Genomic DNA, 18,061 nt, shown 5'->3' on the forward strand with positions numbered 1-18,061 from the left:
ATTGATTCTTTTTCATTATAAACTTGATTTTCGAAAAATTCTATTCCTGACTGTCGAGTAGTGTTTGTAATTGGAGGGTTGTTCGCCAATTGCGCGTTGTTGTTATTGTCTTTTTATATTCGCCAAGGAAAACTGGTAATTTTAAGGTGTGGATTTGGTTGGAGAAAATGTGGATATAAAGAACGCGACCAATCGCGATTACTTCGGCTTGCTCGTTTTTTTGTCTCGCAATAGCGATATTTTCATTATAGAAAGCGGCCATCCAGCGTTCCTCCTCGCCAATTGTTTCTGGTGGAAATGGATTGTTTGCGATGATTTGGCTATAATTTTGTTCCGAAAATACGAATACATCAATAGTTAAATCGAACGTTGCTTTCATTACCTCGGTTATTTTTGTCGCTACTTCTAGTTCCGTTTGTAACATGGAGCTTAGAACGAGGTTGCCGCTTTGGATATAAGTAATGACATTTTGGAAACCTACTTCTTGCAAAGCAGCTTGTAGATTTTTCATATTTACTTTATTCTTTCCAGCAACATTTACTGCTCTTAATAACACTACATAATTCCCCATCTATCTCCCTCCCAATCGTTTAACTACATTATAGCATGTGACTTACGTTATAATAAGGCTATTAGCGATGGGAGGTTTTTTAGGTGAAATTAATTTCTTGGAATGTAAACGGGCTTCGAGCAGCTGTAAAAAAAGGCTTTTTGGAGTATTTTGAAGAAGTAGATGCGGATATTTTTTGTTTGCAGGAAACTAAATTACAAGAAGGTCAAATTGAACTTGATTTGCCAGCATATAAAGATTACTGGAATTATGCGGTGAAAAAAGGTTATTCTGGTACCGCGATTTTTACAAAAGTGGAGCCGTTATCAGTTCAATATGGTTTAGGGGTTCCTGAACATGATACAGAAGGTCGTGTTATCACACTTGAATTTGAGGAATTTTTTATGGTGACGGTTTATACGCCGAATTCGCAAGCTGAATTAAAACGATTAGATTACCGGATGACGTTTGAGGATGCGATTTTGGAATATGTAAAAAACTTGGATAAAACGAAGCCGGTTGTGCTTTGTGGCGATTTGAATGTTGCGCACGAAGAAATTGATTTAAAAAATCCGAAGACAAATCGTAAAAATGCTGGCTTCTCGGATGAGGAACGCGCGAAATTTTCTGCATTTTTAGATGCTGGATTTATTGATAGTTTCCGTTATTTTTACCCAGATTTGACCGATGCTTATTCTTGGTGGTCTTACCGAATGAACGCGCGTGCTAGGAATACTGGTTGGCGGATTGATTATTTTGTTGTATCGGAACGTTTGAAAGATAAGTTAGTGGATGCCAAAATTCATGCGGATGTGCTTGGTTCGGATCATTGTCCTGTCGAGCTAGAACTTAATTTATAACCTAAAAAAATCCTCACTCCAAAGAGTGAGGATTTTTGAATTATTTAGCTAATGCTTTTTTTGCTGAATCAGCAAGTGTGTTGAATGATGCGATATCATTAACTGCTAAGTCTGCAAGCATTTTACGGTTAATATCAATACCAGCTAATTTTAAGCCGTGCATTAATTTGCTGTAAGAAAGATCTTGCATACGAGCTGCCGCATTGATACGTGCGATCCATAATCTACGGAAATCACGTTTCTTTTGACGACGATCTCTATAAGCATATTGGTAAGATTTCATTACCGCTTGGTTAGCTACTTTGAATAATAAATGTTTAGAGCCATAATACCCTTTGGCTAATTTAACTATCTTTTTACGACGTTTGCGTGTTACTGTTCCGCCTTTTACGCGTGGCATATTGTCTACCTCCTAGAATTTACAAAAATGTTGTTTCTCTTATTTCATTTTAGCGACCATTTGACGAATACGTTTGAAGTCGCCAGCTGATACCATTGCAGATTTACGCAATTTACGTTTTTGTTTTTGGGATTTGTTAGCGAACATATGGCTAGTGAAGCCGTGTCTGCGTTTTAATTTTCCAGATCCTGTTCTCTTGAAACGTTTAGCGGAACCGCGGTGGGTTTTCATTTTTGGCATGAATTTTTCCTCCTCAAAACTTTACTTTTCATGAAGTGGTGCTAGGACTAAGAACATGGAACGTCCGTCCATTTTTGGTCTTTGCTCAATTGTACAAAGGTCTTCGCACGCTTTTGCAAAACGGTCAAGCACCTTCTGACCGATTTCTTTGTGTGTAATGGCACGACCTTTAAAACGGATAGAGCATTTTACTTTATCGCCTTTTTCAAGGAATTTACGTGCATTACGTAGCTTCGTATCGAAGTCATGTTCGTCAATCGTTGGACTTAAACGAACTTCTTTCATCACGATGACTTTTTGGTTCTTACGGGCTTCTTTATCTTTCTTCTGTTGTTCAAAACGGAATTTACCGTAGTCCATGATACGAGCTACTGGCGGTTTCGCTGTTGGAGCAACAAGCACTAGATCAAGATTAGCCTTTTCAGCAATTTGAAGCGCATCGATTTTACTCTTCACGCCTAATTGTTCACCGTCTTGGTCGATCAATCTTACTTCACGTGCACGAATCCCATCGTTTACCAACATGTCTTTGCTAATGGTGAGCCACCTCCACTTAATTTTGTTACAACAAGATAGAAAATAGCTGTTCAAATCTGCGGCCTGCTAACTCATTCGTTCGGAGGCCATAAAAAAACGGGCTGCTTTTCAGCAATCCCGCACATTCAAAATCGCGTAAGTTACGCGACGAAAGTTTGAATTTTTTGCCTGAAAACGTTCGTGTTAACGAGGCGAGAAGCGGGTTGCTTCTTCTTTCTTGTTTAATAACCTTACTTACTATATCATATGGGATTTTTGGTGTCAAGGTGAATTGTAAATAAAATAGTTTCTTTACCTCTGGGCAATCTTATACGAATAAACGTTCTTTCTGTCAAAAGGCAGTTAAAACTTTCATATTGAAAAAGCTATCGTGACTATACGAGAGCTAAAAGTATACAGTGTGCATATCCATTCAAAACATCAAACATGTATGCATAAGTCCTAATTCTGAATAGGTTGTATAACTGTTCCATCAAATATAGCCTCAGTCTCCCCAACGTTTATATATTCGCTAAACTTATAGCTTACTTCATTTGTATAAACAGGCAATTCCCACAGAACACAACCATCTACATAATTCCCTCCATTACTGATGTAATATGGAGATATCCATCTTCCATCTGGGTCTTTGACAGTATTTGTTATATACAATTCTGGTTGGTATCTTACTGGTTCATTCACACATTTCTGACCAGTTAAATCTATCCAGTTAACTTTCTTCAATCTAGTTAGTCCACCTGTATTTGTTATTTCATTACCATGCAAATCTAATACCTCTAGTTTAGATAAAAAACCAAGCATCACAATACTTTTTAGCTTATTATTACGAATAGATAAGATTTCTAGATTTTTCAAATGAATAAGCGAGTCAGTATCTCGGAGTTCGTTGTTATCTACAAACAAACGAGATAAACAAGCACTTGGAATTCCGTTTAAATTTTTCAGTCTATTTCTATTCACAGATAGCTCTTCTAATTTAGTTAGATCCTTTAAAGGACTAAGGTCACTTATTTGATTGTGGGATAGATGAAGTTCTTTTAAATTAGTGAAAAATTGCATTCCGGCAAGAGATTTAATGTTGCTATTATCTCCATTGAAATTTTGTACCCCAGATAGTTCCTTTTGTGATACAAGGTCTGTAACACTTTGCTTTCCTAAATTTTGTTTCACTGCATTCGCTAGGCCGGGATCTGGAAAAATTTGGTTAATAGGCGTTGGTCGTTGAATACTCTCAGCTTGTACTTTTGTCCCAGAACCCGTATTAATGCACAGACCTACAATTAACACTAGCATTGCTATTACTACATTTTGTAACCAATTATTTTTTTTCAACATTCTCCACTCCTTAAAAATAAATTTAGAAACACAAAAGAGGATTTTCATATACTTCCTATTTAACAAACGCTGTGAATCTTTTATGTCCCTTTGTATACTTATATGTTAGCAAAAATAAGAGATGTTTAAATTAACAAGCGTTAAAAATAATCGAAAATCAGTAAATTTTTCAAAACATGTTCTACCTTCTTTGTTGTCTGCTAGTCCAAGTTGTCTCACATGGCTTCATTCGTCGTATTTTTTGCATAAAAAAAGCCTCGTTTGACAAGGCTTTTTTTCTATTTATTTGCAATTTTTCTCAATAAGTATAAGAAGTAAACCACTGCCGCAACAATAGCTATCTTGAAACTACATATATGAAACCCCAAAAATCAGCTGCTCCCATATTACACCTCACTCTCCACAGTATTTATAACTATGTACTATTCTTGCCTGTTTTTTCTTTTTGTCTAATGAAGTTAACTTTCTTGTACTTCTTAATTCAAAGTATCTTTTTGAACCATACGCTTGTATAGTATACCATCCCGGACCATGTAAGTCATACCCAACTTTCCGCGCATATTTATCTGTCGTTTTGGTTTTGGCGGACTCTACTTTCTATGCCGCAGTATCCCAAGCCCTACCTTTGAAGTGTAACGCATAATTTGACAAAACGATTTTCCTTATTGGAACACCCCCACTTTTGTAAGTAAAAACGAAAGGTGAAAATTTCGCATTTTAGTATTCTAATTCCAAGCAAAACAAAAACCCTTGATTTCTCAAGGGTTTCAGCCGTTAAATGATTAACGAATTTCTTTAATACGAGCCGCTTTACCACGTAGGTTACGTAGGTAGTAAAGTTTCGCACGACGTACTTTACCACGACGAATAACTTCTAATTTTGCGATACGTGGAGTATGTACTGGGAAAGTACGTTCCACGCCAACACTGTTAGAAATTTTACGAACAGTGAAAGTTTCGCTGATTCCAGCTCCGCGACGTTTGATTACAACGCCTTCGAATAATTGGATACGTTCGCGAGTACCTTCGACTACTTTCGCATGTACACGTACAGTATCACCCGGACGGAAATTTGGAACATCTGGGTTTAGTTGACTTTTTGTGATTTCATCAATCAGTTTGTTCATGTTTTTCTCTCCTTCCAACAAACATTCATTCATATTAATAATGAAGCGGAATATCGTTATCAGACTGGTCTCTCCAGTCACCTTATTTAGGTTACCATAAACTAGTTTCGCTGTAAAGTTTTTTTCTTACTTTTTCTTTTGATAAAAAAGCTTGACCTTGGAGTATGGTTTAATGTTACCTTTAGTATATTAAATGGAGGTGTCAGAGATGGAACAATGGACAGTAAAAGAAATGGCTGCTTATGTAGGTATTTCAGCGGATACATTACGATATTATGAAAAAAACAAGATAATTGTACCTAATCGGCTGGAAAACGGGTATCGTGTGTATAACACGGAACATCTATTAGAATTAAAGTTTATTTTAGTAATGAAATATGCCCGATTTTCTCTTTCTGAAATAAAATTGATGATGGAATGGTTGAGAAGCGAGCCTTCTGTCGCTTGTAATACGGCATCAAAAGAGTTACTTGCGCTTAAAGCAGCGGAAATCAAACAGACGATTGCACACTATACAAAAATCGCTGCTCTTTTAGAAGAATTGCCGCAAATTGACGAGGTCCAAGATTACAGCACTGTTCAAAAAGATGTTAACACTTTTGTGGAGCATATTTTTACTGACATCAGAAAGGACGGGTTCTAATGGCTAAGATTGTGGCGATTATTGGTGACCCACGGGAAAAAGGTACATCAAGAGATTTGTTTCAGAAGTATTTAGCTGTTTTTCAGGAACAACCAACAATCGAGGTAAAAATCTATGATATCCGCAAATTAGCTTTTGACCCTAATTTACCTGAAGGCTATCGTACGGAGCAAACCCCTGACATAATTGCGCTTAAAAATGATGTTCGTTCCGCTGATTTACTTCTATTTTCTTATCCGGTTTGGTGGTTTAACGTTCCGGCTGTGTTAAAAGGTGTTATTGATCATTTGTTTTGGCCTGGGGAGAGCTATAGTTTTAAAGATAAAAAATATTTTCTTACTGGACCTTGGCGAAAAAAACGAGCGCGGTTGATTTATACGATTGGCGGAATGGAAATACAACATCGACTTTTCGCCCGCCCTGCTCTTACTGCCTTGCGTTACCCATTATGGATGAGTGGCGTGTTTTCGGTGAAAGTGACTTCAATTGATCGACTGGATCTTTCTATCAGAAGGACTGATGACTACTATGATAAAAAAGTTACACGTGCAGCAAAACGCGATATTCAATTCTTGCTAAAAAAGCAAATTAGAAAGAAGGTTTTTGCATGAAAATTACTGCCAAACATCAATATTGGCAAATTACGACATTGCCGTATCTTTTTCCGGTGAATTGTTACTTAATTTTAGAAAAAGACGGCTTAACATTGATTGATACTGGGATTTTGTCGAACGCGAAAGGAATCATTGCACTCATCCACAAATTAAATTTACCTTTAAAACGGATTTTATTAACGCATGCGCATGGTGACCATATTGGCGGTTTAGTCGCAGTGAAAGCAGCTTTTCCAGAAGCGCTTGTAATGATTGGAAGCAGAGAAAAATTGCTTGTAGAAACGAAAGAAATTTATGCTTTTGAAGCACAGAAGCCGTTAAAAGGCGGTTATTCAGATCAACTTCCAGTAAGCATTGATCACATTTTAAAAGATGGTGATATGATTGGCTCCCTGTTAATTATCGATACGCCGGGACATACACCTGGCTCCATTTCCTTTTTTGATGAGCGTAATGGGCATTTATTTGTAGGAGATTTATTTCAAACTCGTGGAGGAGCGGCTATTTGTGGGGAGAAGCGATGGTTGTTCCCTTTTCCAGCGATGGGTTCTTGGGATCTTCCAACAAGTATCGCATCGGCGGAAAATTTACAGCTTTTCGATGTGACGGAAATTGCTTGTGGACATGGACCGGTGAAAGCGATGGCTGATTTTGACTTAACGAATGTACTAAAGCGAGCAAAGAAACAAGCAACAAATGAAAAAGACTAGAAAACCAATTACTGGCTTTCTAGTCTTTTTTTAGAATCTCGTAATTTTGATGTTTACGGCTGTTCCATATGCGAGTTGATAAACGAGGCCATCGACGAATTGCTCGGTAAACGAACAGTGAATTAAGCCATTCCCGCCTGCATCTAATGCTTTCTTTTGTAATTCCTGTAGTAAATTTTCAAAGCCCACTGTTTCTAAGTATGCTTCTGGATCACTTTTGATTCTTGGGCGGACACTTTTGGCGAAAACAACCGTGAGGATATCATGATTCACATTAATCGGTCCAGTGGAAACTTGTATGTCTTGCCATCTTTGCCCAATTCGCTTTTGGTCATTTTCTTCTTGTACATAGGCTTCTCGTTCTTTTTGACGCTCGGATTTTTTGGTTTCTTTTTCATCAGGTGTTCCAAAAATTGCCATTTAAAATCACGTCCTTTGATTATTTACTGTCAGACCATTCTTTGAGCCAAGTTTTTTGCTTGTCTGTTAAGGGATAGTTTTTAAGTAAATCTGGGCGGCGTTCGTAGGTTCTTTTGAGCGATTCTTTGTCGCGCCATTCTTCTATCCATGCATGATTTCCGCTGAGTAAAATATCTGGCACTTTCATTCCTCTAAAATCGGCTGGTCGCGTGTAGTGTGGATGTTCAAGCAAACCGGTCGAGAAAGAATCTGTCACAGCGGAATCTTTATTACCAAGTACTCCCGGTAAAAGTCGGATAACACTGTCCATTACAATCATTGCACCAATTTCGCCACCAGTTAAAATGTAATCTCCAATCGACACTTCATCCGTAACAAGGTGTTCGCGAATTCGTTCGTCGTAACCTTCATAGTGCCCGCAAATAAAAACAAGATGCTCTTCTTCGGCAAATTCTTCTGCCATTTTTTGGTCGAAGCGTTTGCCTGCTGGGTCCATTAAAATAACTCTTGGCTTTGTTTCTGGTTGTTTCTCTTTGACAGCTTGAACGGCATCAAATATCGGTTGCGCTTTGAGTAACATACCTGCCCCGCCACCATAAGGGTAATCATCGACAATATGATGCTTTCCTTCTGCATATTCCCTGAAATCAGTCACTTCAACCGCGACACGCTCATTTTCGATGGCTTTTTTTATAATGGAATTTCCGGTCACTCCCGAAAACATATCTGGGAAAATGGATAGAATGTCAATTTTCATTAATCTAGCAGTCCTTCCATGACTTCGATTGTAATTTTTTTGTCATTAATATTGATTTCTTTTACAACGTCGGCAATATAAGGAATTAGTTTTTCTTTTTTGTCGCTGCCTTTTACAACCCATACATCATTGGCGCCTGGTGTTAGAATTTCTGTGATTTCGCCAAGCTCTTCGCCGTCAGTAGTTACAACGATACAACCGATGATTTCATGAAAATAAAATTCGTTTTCCTCTAAATCAGTTAGTTGCGCTTCTTTGATTTTAAGTACGCCTTCTTTCATACGTTCCACTTGATGAATTCCAGTGAATCCTTCAAACATCAGCAAATCAAAGTTCTTATGTTTGCGGTGTGAGCGAATGATTAGTTTTTCAGGCTTTTTGCTGTTTTTTTCAAATAAGTACACGGTATTCCCAACTTGGAACCGTTCTTCTGGAAAATCGGTCGTTGCGATAACACGAATTTCACCGATCAAGCCATGAGTATTAACAATTTTTCCTACATTATACATTTTCTCCATAAGTCACCTCTAGCGTATTTCTACTATGATTCCATCTTTTACAACAATGGTTTTATCAAAAATGGATTTATCCCACTTGTCTCCTACTTGTACATCAATAATCGTTTCCATTTCTCGTTCGCGAATTTCACTGCCAAGTTCGAGGACTTCTAATTGTTCCATTTGAAACTGAATGAGTTTTTTCTTTTCTCGGCGCAGGTCGAGTTCGTGGGTAAAGTAATCGGCCACTCGTTCTGGTTGAAATTTGCTTTTTCGTTCCATTTTCTTTTGTTCAAAATGCAACTGGTCGCATTCTTGTTCGATTTGTCGTTTTTGCTCGGTATAATACTCGATTAATTCTTGTTTACTTGCTTCGGTTAGAATTTGTTTGACGACAACTTTTTGGATGATTTCCACAGGACACCTCCACTAGCGATTATGTCCTTATTTTACCATAGTTTTTTTGGATTCATCTACTAATGCCCGGAATAATTGTTCACTTTCCGGATCTGTTTGGAACATTAATTCTGGGTGCCACTGAACACCTAAGTACCAACTTGGCAAATTGTCACCTTCTACAGCTTCAATCATTCCATCCGCAGTACGCGCTGTTACTTTAAAACTTGGCGCTAATTTTTTGATAAATTGGTGATGCAATGAATTGACTAATTTTTTATTCGGGTGATGCTTTGCGAGTTCACTTGTCGATTCAATATCAATTGTATGAGAGCCGAGTTGTTCATCGACGCGCTGCAAATGTTGGAGGGCTTTCGTTTCGACTTGGCTGATATCTTGATAAAGTGAGCCGCCTAACGCCACATTAACTAGTTGCATCCCGCGGCAAATAGCAAAAATCGGTTTTCCAGCGTCTAATGCTGCTCGAACTAAGGCGATTTCATAGCTGTCCCGAGGTGGAAAATAAGCGCCGATTTCTTGGGACGGCTCTTCTAAATAAAATTGTGGCGTAATGTCTTGTCCACCGGTTAAAAGCAAACCATCTACGAGAGAAATTGCTTGAACGGCAACAGACGGGTCATCTATTGGCAAAGCGATAGGAAATCCGCCAACTTTTTGAATAGCATCTACATATCGCTGTTGCGTATAAGTCACACGATGTCCGTAAAAAACGTCCACACCTTTTACTAATCTATTTCCGGTAATTCCAATAACTGGCTTCATCACAATTCCTCCATTTCTATTCTATTTTACAACATTTAGTGAGGTAATTGCTTCTCTGATGATTATTTAAAAATAGTTATAAAAAAACTCGCCAAATTGACGAGTTTTTGTTATTCGATAATTTCAAGACGAATCTTCTTATCGTTTTTGGAGCCAACTGCGTAGACAAGTGTACGAATCGCTTTCGCAATACGACCTTGCTTACCAATCACGCGTCCCATGTCTTCTTTACTGACAGACAATTTGTAGGTTAACGATGTATCCGTTTCTTCTGGCGTGATAACAACGTCTTCCGGGTGGCCAACAAGAGGTTTCACGATTGAGAGAATGAGTTCTTCCATTCGCGCCGAGACCTCCTTATTTACCTAATTTTTGGTTATGGAATTTTTCCATGATACCTTCGCGGCTAAGAAGATTGCGAACTGTATCAGATGGTTTCGCACCATTATGCATCCATTTCAAAGTTGCTTCTTCGTCGATTTTCACTTCAACCGGATCAAGTAATGGATTATAAGTACCAATAGTTTCGATTGAACGGCCATCACGTGGGAAACGAGAATCAGCGACTACAATACGGTAGAAAGGTTTCTTTTTAGAACCAATACGTTTTAAACGAATTTTAACTGCCATAGTTTAATTACACCTCCATAAAGTCTTACACAAGTATATATATTACCAGTAAAGGATTTGTTTGTAAAGTGTTTTTTCTTTACAGAGGGAATTTTTTTCTTTTTATTTGACGGTTTCGGCTTCAGCACTTAGTTTCCCTTGTTTTAGAAGGTGGTGGTAACGCACATATCCTGAAATATTATGCTCCACATCATCAATTCTAACCCGGAAAGACTGGTGGCGAATGAAGAAACTGCCATCTATTCGCGCTGGATTTTTGTAGTAGATTGCTAGCTCTGGGTAAAAATAGCCATTTAACTGGTAGATAGCTCGTTTAGTGATTGTTTTTTCCAATTCAGCTAGTGGATAGTCATGAAGCAGTTTTTGCAAGTCCTCTGTTTCCATCCGTAGCGACATCTCTTTTGTAGCAACAGTAAGCTCTAAAAAGGTTGGAAATGTGGTTTCGCGTCCATAAATAAATGGTAGGTTGTCGAAAGCATTTTTCATTCCAAATTCGTAGTAAGCTTCGTCTGGAATATATTTAGTGATTTCATTGGCGCAGTAGCTCAGCCAGTGATCATGGTTTTGCCAGTAGTCATCACGAATGAACTGGTCAAAAGATTTTGCCGCTGCCTCCAGCCATTTGGAATCACGGTCAATTTCATATAAGCGCAACAAGCCAAACACAGCTTCCCCGTCGTAATAAATAATCCGGAAAATATCTTTTACTTCTAAAGAGGGATACTCCAACACATGCGTGAACTTCCCGTTTTCTTCTTGTAAGGAAATAATCGCATTCGCAATCTTCCTAGATAGTGGCAAATAGGTTTTAGTTCCAGTGATTTTCATATATTTCGTTAAAGCAAGCAATGTCGCCGCTGAACCGCCTAATTTAACTTCACGCAACCCTGGTTCAATTAAAAAAGCTAATTCGTCTTTTTCATAAATAAAGTTTTGCTCTAAATAAGTTAAAGTGCTTGTAGCTGCTTCCAAAATTGTTTTATCGCCTGTTAATTCGTATGCTTCTAACATCGAATAAGTTGTACTCGCGTGGCGCAAACTATTATAGTGTTTAATTTTTTTATCAAAGCAAGCAAACCAGCCGTAATTGAATTCGCCCGTTTGATTTACTTGGCTCGCTAAATAATTTCCAGCGTTTCCAACTAGTTCAAAAACTGCATCTGGAGTTAATTGTTTAGTACTTCTACGACCATGCTCAAGCTCGCTTGGTTCTAACTCATGGATTTTCTTTCCGTCAAAAAACCATCCTACTGTATTAAAAGTAACAATAGTGGAATCTACGGTTAAGTTTAATTGAGCTTGGTTTTTATTTGTTTGGATTAAATATCTATTCATATTTTCAACGTTGATAGCTAAACCTTCATCACCTGGTAGAAGGATAGCGTTCGCATTAATTTCCTGTTCCATTAAAGCTATTTTAAAATTTTCATTTAAGGCAATGCCCCGTCTATAATAATTTTTCTTCGTTTTTAAAGCTTTTTTATTCCATTCTCCTAAATTTTCAAGTCGATAATCCACAGCAACATCAATTTTAAAAGAAATTGCCTCTTCGGTTTGGTTTTTTATTGCACTTTTTTTCATTTCATTAATTAAGTTGGCTAGGCAAAGATAGCTAAAGTTTATGACAATAGCTCGTTTATTTTTATAGCCGATTGTTAGAAAGCCATGCCATTTCCCGTTGTAAGTGGCGTGTTCTTCGTCTTCTGTTAATTGATCAATAATTTTATTTTCAAGTTCATCTAATATACCTCTCCAAGGCATACGTACCACTCCTTTTTATAATATCCCTGCCGCTAAATTTTCTTAGCGACAGGGAATCGTTGTATTGTGGCTCTTATTTACGGAAAAGACGTAGTAAAAACGCGCCAGCTAGCGAGAAGAGACCAAGCCCAACCCACGGAAGACTACTGTTTGTATCTCCAGTTGAAGGAAGATCACTTGCTGAGATAGAAGTTGTTCCATCCGCGCTATAACCTGAGGAAAGCATTGTTCCTGAACCATTTGAACTCATGTTCGTAACGGTTACGCCAGTTCCTCCGTTAGAAGTTCCAGTAGTTCCTCCATTGGTAGAAGGATTTGATCCACCATCCGCATCCGCATCCGCATCAGCGTCGGCATCGGCATCGGCATCAGCGTCGGCATCAGCGTCGGCATCAGAATCTGCTAATGGTAGGACAGTTACGGCTACATCTTCACTCGTTTTAACTTCATTACCATATTTAGCTGTTACTTGAAGATGAATAACATCTCCAGCTTTCAAATTATAATTAGGAATATTAATAGTATAGGTTCCATCTGCATGGATTAAGACATTTCCGATAACAGTACCGTCCGGAAGAGTCAAATTAATATAGAAAGTTGTTCCAGCCGGTGCATCTGATTGCAATGATTTCAGAAGGGTATTTATATTCATATTTTTATAAATGGAAGTACCTGAAATTGTTTTAGTTCCTTCGTAAATTGGATTTACAGTTGGTTTTTCAACTAGGAAATCTCTCCAGTCAATGTCTACGTCGGCATCGGCATCCGCATCGGCATCGGCGTCAGCATCAGCATCCGCATCCGCATCGGCGTCAGCATCGGCGTCAGCATCCGCATCGGCGTCAGCATCCGCATCGGCGTCGGCATCCGCATCGGCGTCGGCATCCGCATCAGCGTCGGCATCGGCATCGGCGTCAGCATCCGCATCGGCGTCGGCATCCGCATCGGCGTCGGCATCAGCGTCCGCATCGGCGTCGGCATCCGCATCAGCGTCAGCATCGGCGTCAGCATCCGCATCGGCGTCAGCATCAGCATCGGCGTCAGCATCAGCATCCGCATCAGCGTCAGCGTCGGCATCAGCGTCGGCATCCGCATCCGCATCGGCGTCCGCATCAGCGTCGGCATCAGCGTCGGCATCCGCATCGGCATCCGCATCGGCATCAGCGTCCGCATCAGCGTCGGCATCAGCGTCGGCATCAGCGTCGGCATCAGCATCGGCATCCGCATCCGCATCGGCATCCGCATCCGCATCGGCGTCAGCATCGGCGTCAGCATCAGCGTCAGCATCGGCATCGGCATCAGCGTCAGCATCAGCGTCGGCGTCGGCGTCAGCATCAGCGTCGGCATCAGCGTCGGCATCAGCATCCGCATCCGCATCAGCATCAGCGTCGGCATCGGCGTCAGCATCCGCATCCGCATCAGCATCAGCGTCAGCATCAGCGTCGGCATCAGCATCAGCGTCAGCATCAGCGTCGGCGTCGGCATCAGCATCAGCGTCAGCATCAGCGTCGGCGTCGGCATCAGCGTCGGCATCAGCGTCAGCATCCGCATCCGCATCGGCGTCGGCGTCGGCATCAGCGTCGGCATCAGCATCAGCGTCAGCATCGGCGTCAGCGTCGGCATCGGCGTCAGCATCAGCGTCGGCATCAGCATCAGCGTCAGCATCAGCGTCAGCATCAGCGTCGGCGTCGGCATCAGCATCCGCATCAGCGTCAGCATCAGCGTCGGCGTCGGCATCAGCGTCAGCATCCGCATCCGCATCGGCGTCGGCATCCGCATCAGCGTCAGCATCGGCGTCAGCGTCAGCGTCGGCATCCCCAACATCCGTAGTAATAAACCCACGAGCCGCATTACTATTCAACAGATCAACATCCAAAAGCCCATCACCAGTTCTAGCAGCAAAATCTAATTTTCCATCATTGGCACTAGGTAGCGCAGTTACGCCAAGCGCTAGCAAATCAATTGTCAAAGTGAAAGTAGATATACTACCAACTCCAACTCCCAGTAAGTGATTTACTTTTGCACCAACCGCATTTCTACTAGAATCAATAAAGAAATTGCTTGAGTTACTTCCATTTACTGTACCTTGATTAAATAATCCAATACCGCCAATTCCTAAATAAGCAATTTTATAATCAATTTTCGTATTTGCTCTTATATTTGGATTACTCAAAATAGAAGAAAGTTCACTTGGTAGTTCAAAGTATGGATAGTACGTGGATACTGCACTAGCACTAACTAACTGATTCCCAGAAAGAGTAATCACTAATTTCCCATTAGAATACTGTGTATTCAAATTAGAATTTCCTAATAAATCAATTGTTGCCGCATCCGCTTGAATACCACTTAGGGCAAATTGGTGATTAAAAGAATCGTAATTCACAGTGACAGGCGCTACCATCATCGTTGTTGTCGTAATAAGCGCCGCAATTAATTTTGCTTTTTGCGCTCGCTTTTGGTCTAATCTCCGTTTGTAATCTACACGCTGTTTTTTCATCATTTTTCCCCCTTAAAAATCAATCGTTCTTGATTTTGAAAAATAACTGAAAACAGAATAAAGGTATTAAATTATGTTTTCCTAATAAGCTAACTATTAAGTATCCCCTGAACCTTTATCCAATATCAGATTCCAACCATTTCAGCCCAATGTCCCTCCCTTCGTTTTCGGACCTAACATTAGCTGTTATAACCCGTTAGATAACTTTACTATATAGTATATTTTTAAAAATTAAAGTAAAAAGTACTAGAACCAAAAAATACTTCAATTCGATTCTTTTAGTCTAAAAGTTATACAAATATACGTATTTATAGCCTGTATTTAAACTTTAGCACTGTTCCTAATAGGGTATTAAGACCTATAGCAGTTAACATTACACGAATTGTCTTTCAATTGTATACAAATCTTTTTAAAATGGTTCTTCACTTCAGATTCTATTTGTACGCAAAAAAAAAGCCCTTTTTCAAGGGCTTACTTTTTTAATAAAGATAGGCTTTTTTTAGTTGTTCTTTTTTAGCATCGGTTAGTCCGAGTTTTTCTTTTAAAAAGTTGTCCATCGAACCATATTTTGCATCAATTTCATCAAAGGCTGCATTGATATAAGATTCACGAACTTCCATTACGGCTGTCATTCCATCAATCACTTTTTTATTATCTGTTTTTGCTGCAACGGCTTCAATTGCTTTTTTATTTTCGAGGGCACGATATTTATTGGAAAGCATATAATCGTTAATGACTGTGTTTTTATCCACTCCTAATGCTGACAGAACGAGGGCGGTTCCAAATCCAGCACGATCTTTTCCAGCTGTACAGTGCCAAAGAACAGATCCATCTTGGTTTGCTAATAGTATATCAAAAAAATCTTTATAGGCTTGTATCGAAGTTTCATCTGTAATAAAGCTCTTATTGGCATTAATGAGAAATGTTTCTGGATTATCCATTTTGGCTAGGCTGGCAGTTAAATCTTGTGTGCTTGTAGATGCACCATTATCTTTCATCACAGAATCGTGCGTATAGTCAACATCTGTGAGTTTTGGGTCTGGTTTGGCTGCGACTTCTGAACTTGTTCGGAAATCAACTATATGAGACAAATCGTATGTATTTACGAGTTTCTTTTTATCCGAATCACTTAAGTTAGCGAGTTCGGCACTTCTAATGAGTTTATGTGGCTTGATAGTTAGTCCATCCGTTGTTTTGTATCCGCCTAAGTCCCGGACATTTACAGCACCTTCTAATTTAATTTGGCTTCCTGGTTTGACTGTTTGCTCGGTTTTAACGTTTGCCTCCGCTTTTTCTTCTGACTGCGCTCCACATCCTCCTAATAGTAAAGTCGCGCTTAGCACCCCTGCCCCTGTTACTTTTACCCAATGTTTCATTCTTTCTCCTCCTTTTGTAAGCTTCTTGTACATTATAGCAACGCAATTTGTTGGTTGAATGAAGGGTTTGTAAAGAAATGATTTTAGGGATGTTAAGGTATGAAAAAAAGCCAAAACCCGGAATGGGTTTTGACTTTTAGAATTAAAATGGCATTTTGAAATTGCCGAATGGATTTTTGCCTTTTTTGCCTTTGCCGCCACCAGTCATTTGCTTCATCATTTTTTTCATTTCACCAAATTGTTTTAGGAGACGGTTAATTTCTTGAACCGGACGTCCGCTACCACGTGCAATCCGTTTTCTTCTACTTGCATTGATGATATCTGGATTGTCTTTTTCATTTTTGGTCATTGACTTGATAATTGCTTCAATATGACCTAGTTGTTTATCATCGACGTTCATGTTGTCGAGGCCTTTCATTTTGTTTGCCCCTGGCATCATTTTAAGTAGTTCATCTAGTGGTCCCATTTGTTTTACTTGTTGTAACTGTTCTAAGAAGTCATCTAGCGTCATGCTGTTGTCTTTCATTTTTTGTTCCATAGCTTTCATTTTTTCTGTATCTACATCGGTTTGCGCTTTTTCAATCAGGGAAAGCACATCGCCCATGCCGAGAATTCTGGAAGCCATACGATCTGGATGGAAAGTTTCTAGAGCTTCCATTTTTTCACCAGTCGCGATAAATTTAATTGGTTTGCCAGTGACGGAACGAATCGAAAGCGCTGCACCACCACGTGTATCACCGTCTAATTTGGTTAGCACGACACCTGTAATTTCTAATTGTTCGTTGAAGCTTTGCGCCACGTTGACAGCATCTTGCCCAGTCATGGAATCGACAACAAGCAGGATTTCGGTTGGCGTTGCAATTTCTTTCACTTGTTTTAACTCATCCATTAGCGTTTCGTCAATATGAAGACGACCCGCTGTATCGATAATAACATAATCTAAATGTTCTTCTTTTGCTTTAGCAATAGCTTGTTTGGCGATTTCTACCGGGCTTACTTGGTCTCCTAGAGAAAATACCGGCATATCTAATTGCTTGCCAAGTGTTTCTAATTGTTTGATTGCGGCAGGTCGGTAAATATCTGCTGCGACAAGTAATGGTTTACGGTTATATTTTTTGCGTAATAAATTAGCAAGTTTGCCGGAAGTCGTTGTTTTACCAGCCCCTTGTAAACCTACCATCATAATCACGGTTGGTGGGCGGTCCGCTGTTCCGATTTTGCTTTCTTCTCCGCCCATTAAGCTTGTTAGTTCTTCTTGAACGATTTTGATAACTTGTTGGCCGGGTGTTAGGCTTTTCATAACGTCCGCGCCGACAGCACGTTCGCTTACTGTTTTAATAAATTGTTTAACGACTTTAAAGTTAACATCGGCTTCAAGTAGAGCAAGACGAACTTCACGCATCATTTCTTTTACGTCAGCTTCGTTTACTTTCCCTTTGCCGCGAATTTTGTTCATTGTTTCTTGGAGTCTTCCAGCTAGTCCTTCAAATGCCATGATTCTGGCCTCCTAATCGATATTTTTAAGCTGTTCGAGCGTATCTTTCACTTGCTCGTCCAGAAAATTCTTCTTGGTTAATTGTGCTTCTAATTGACTAAAAAGTTTTTCTCGTTGTTGGTATTTTTTTAGCATCCCTAGTTTTTCTTCGTATTTTTCTAGGCTTTCTTCGGTTCTTTTAATATTATCATAAATGGCTTGTCTACTCACTTCAAATTCTTCAGCAATTTCGCCTAGCGAGTAATCATCTAGATAATAAAAAGAAACATAGGCTTTTTGTTTTGTTGTTAGTAATTCCTGGTAAAAATCAAATAATAAATTCATACGGTTTGTCTTCTCAAACAAGGCATTTCACCTCTCTCCTTTTAAAGGATACGGGGAAATCGCGGGAATGTCAAGGAAGGTTAAACAAAAGAGAAAAAAGCCAGAATGA

General features: G+C 39.5%; 22 protein-coding genes and 1 other annotated feature. Of the genes, 4 read left to right on the forward strand and 18 right to left on the reverse strand.

All coding sequences use genetic code 11. The features are described from left to right. Positions 1-40: 40 nt before the first annotated feature. Positions 41-571, reverse strand: a complete 531-nt coding sequence (locus LMOATCC19117_RS09125) for a DUF1697 domain-containing protein (protein ID WP_003726560.1) — start codon at positions 569-571, stop codon at positions 41-43. Positions 572-654: 83 nt separating this feature from the next. On the opposite strand from LMOATCC19117_RS09125, the gene LMOATCC19117_RS09130 reads away from it, so the two are divergent. Continuing rightward, a complete protein-coding gene (locus LMOATCC19117_RS09130; protein ID WP_003726561.1) occupies positions 655-1,410 on the forward strand; it encodes an exodeoxyribonuclease III in 756 nt (251 codons plus the stop codon). A 40-nt stretch (positions 1,411-1,450) separates the two neighbouring features. On the opposite strand, the gene rplT is transcribed toward LMOATCC19117_RS09130, so the two are convergent. From rplT to rplS, 5 genes are all read right to left on the reverse strand, one after another. Further along, positions 1,451-1,810: a 50S ribosomal protein L20 gene (gene rplT / locus LMOATCC19117_RS09135; protein WP_003720097.1), complete on the reverse strand. Its 360-nt coding sequence runs from the start codon at positions 1,808-1,810 to the stop codon at positions 1,451-1,453. 39 nt (positions 1,811-1,849) lie between these two features. Next, positions 1,850-2,050, reverse strand: a complete 201-nt coding sequence (rpmI, locus tag LMOATCC19117_RS09140) for a 50S ribosomal protein L35 (protein ID WP_003720098.1) — start codon at positions 2,048-2,050, stop codon at positions 1,850-1,852. Between the two features lie 21 nt (positions 2,051-2,071). Further along, positions 2,072-2,587 (reverse strand): translation initiation factor IF-3, encoded by a 516-nt coding sequence (infC, locus tag LMOATCC19117_RS09145; protein WP_010958948.1) that lies wholly within the window; start codon positions 2,585-2,587, stop codon positions 2,072-2,074. Between the two features lie 82 nt (positions 2,588-2,669). After that, positions 2,670-2,808, reverse strand: a sequence feature (ribosomal protein L20 leader region). A 220-nt stretch (positions 2,809-3,028) separates the two neighbouring features. After that, positions 3,029-3,919, reverse strand: a complete 891-nt coding sequence (inlC, locus tag LMOATCC19117_RS09150) for a class 3 internalin InlC (RefSeq protein WP_003734924.1) — start codon at positions 3,917-3,919, stop codon at positions 3,029-3,031. A gap of 785 nt (positions 3,920-4,704) precedes the next feature. Further along, a complete protein-coding gene (gene rplS / locus LMOATCC19117_RS09155) occupies positions 4,705-5,049 on the reverse strand; it encodes a 50S ribosomal protein L19 (protein ID WP_003728425.1) in 345 nt (114 codons plus the stop codon). Between the two features lie 208 nt (positions 5,050-5,257). Between rplS and LMOATCC19117_RS09160 the strand changes: the two genes are divergently transcribed. From LMOATCC19117_RS09160 to LMOATCC19117_RS09170, 3 genes are read left to right on the forward strand one after another with little or no spacing between them, the layout of a single operon-like run. After that, positions 5,258-5,692: a MerR family transcriptional regulator gene (locus LMOATCC19117_RS09160; RefSeq protein ID WP_003728424.1), complete on the forward strand. Its 435-nt coding sequence runs from the start codon at positions 5,258-5,260 to the stop codon at positions 5,690-5,692. Continuing rightward, entirely contained in the window at positions 5,692-6,303 is a 612-nt protein-coding gene (locus tag LMOATCC19117_RS09165) for an NAD(P)H-dependent oxidoreductase (RefSeq protein WP_003728423.1), read from the forward strand. Before LMOATCC19117_RS09160 ends, LMOATCC19117_RS09165 begins: the two co-directional genes overlap by 1 nt. After that, the gene (locus LMOATCC19117_RS09170) at positions 6,300-7,016 is read left to right on the forward strand and encodes an MBL fold metallo-hydrolase (protein WP_003726802.1); all 717 of its coding nucleotides are present in this window, start codon (positions 6,300-6,302) and stop codon (positions 7,014-7,016) included. Before LMOATCC19117_RS09165 ends, LMOATCC19117_RS09170 begins: the two co-directional genes overlap by 4 nt. Before the next feature lie 30 nt (positions 7,017-7,046). Here the strand turns inward: LMOATCC19117_RS09170 and LMOATCC19117_RS09175 are convergent, their stop codons facing one another. From LMOATCC19117_RS09175 to LMOATCC19117_RS09230, 12 genes are all read right to left on the reverse strand, one after another. Further along, the gene (locus LMOATCC19117_RS09175) at positions 7,047-7,436 is read right to left on the reverse strand and encodes a hypothetical protein (protein ID WP_003724047.1); all 390 of its coding nucleotides are present in this window, start codon (positions 7,434-7,436) and stop codon (positions 7,047-7,049) included. 19 nt (positions 7,437-7,455) lie between these two features. Further along, positions 7,456-8,193, reverse strand: coding sequence for a tRNA (guanosine(37)-N1)-methyltransferase TrmD (trmD, locus tag LMOATCC19117_RS09180; protein WP_003726803.1), 738 nt, complete (start codon positions 8,191-8,193; stop codon positions 7,456-7,458). Then, entirely contained in the window at positions 8,193-8,711 is a 519-nt protein-coding gene (gene rimM / locus LMOATCC19117_RS09185; RefSeq protein WP_003740603.1) for a ribosome maturation factor RimM, read from the reverse strand. Before rimM ends, trmD begins: the two co-directional genes overlap by 1 nt. A gap of 9 nt (positions 8,712-8,720) precedes the next feature. After that, positions 8,721-9,107 (reverse strand): YlqD family protein, encoded by a 387-nt coding sequence (locus LMOATCC19117_RS09190; protein ID WP_003724050.1) that lies wholly within the window; start codon positions 9,105-9,107, stop codon positions 8,721-8,723. Between the two features lie 27 nt (positions 9,108-9,134). Continuing rightward, on the reverse strand, positions 9,135-9,869 hold the full coding sequence (locus LMOATCC19117_RS09195) for a gamma-glutamyl-gamma-aminobutyrate hydrolase family protein (RefSeq protein ID WP_003734926.1): 735 nt from the start codon (positions 9,867-9,869) through the stop codon (positions 9,135-9,137). Between the two features lie 110 nt (positions 9,870-9,979). Continuing rightward, entirely contained in the window at positions 9,980-10,210 is a 231-nt protein-coding gene (locus LMOATCC19117_RS09200) for a KH domain-containing protein (RefSeq protein WP_003734927.1), read from the reverse strand. A gap of 16 nt (positions 10,211-10,226) precedes the next feature. Further along, positions 10,227-10,499 (reverse strand): 30S ribosomal protein S16, encoded by a 273-nt coding sequence (gene rpsP, locus LMOATCC19117_RS09205; protein ID WP_003720111.1) that lies wholly within the window; start codon positions 10,497-10,499, stop codon positions 10,227-10,229. Positions 10,500-10,601: 102 nt separating this feature from the next. Further along, positions 10,602-12,260, reverse strand: coding sequence for a hypothetical protein (locus LMOATCC19117_RS09210; RefSeq protein ID WP_003734928.1), 1,659 nt, complete (start codon positions 12,258-12,260; stop codon positions 10,602-10,604). A 73-nt stretch (positions 12,261-12,333) separates the two neighbouring features. Continuing rightward, on the reverse strand, positions 12,334-14,757 hold the full coding sequence (locus LMOATCC19117_RS09215; RefSeq protein WP_077907083.1) for an Lmo1799 family Asp-Ala repeat surface protein: 2,424 nt from the start codon (positions 14,755-14,757) through the stop codon (positions 12,334-12,336). A 479-nt stretch (positions 14,758-15,236) separates the two neighbouring features. Continuing rightward, positions 15,237-16,133: a tyrosine/lipid phosphatase LipA gene (gene lipA, locus LMOATCC19117_RS09220; RefSeq protein WP_003726327.1), complete on the reverse strand. Its 897-nt coding sequence runs from the start codon at positions 16,131-16,133 to the stop codon at positions 15,237-15,239. A 142-nt stretch (positions 16,134-16,275) separates the two neighbouring features. Continuing rightward, positions 16,276-17,628 carry a signal recognition particle protein gene (gene ffh / locus LMOATCC19117_RS09225; RefSeq protein ID WP_003726328.1) on the reverse strand — a complete coding sequence of 451 codons (1,353 nt, stop codon included), beginning with the start codon at positions 17,626-17,628 and terminating at the stop codon, positions 16,276-16,278. A gap of 12 nt (positions 17,629-17,640) precedes the next feature. After that, positions 17,641-17,973 (reverse strand): putative DNA-binding protein, encoded by a 333-nt coding sequence (locus LMOATCC19117_RS09230; protein WP_003728307.1) that lies wholly within the window; start codon positions 17,971-17,973, stop codon positions 17,641-17,643. Between the last annotated feature and the right edge of the window lie 88 nt (positions 17,974-18,061).

Origin of the sequence: Listeria monocytogenes ATCC 19117 (assembly GCF_000307025.1) — a bacterium.
GTDB classification, from domain to species: domain Bacteria; phylum Bacillota; class Bacilli; order Lactobacillales; family Listeriaceae; genus Listeria; species Listeria monocytogenes_B.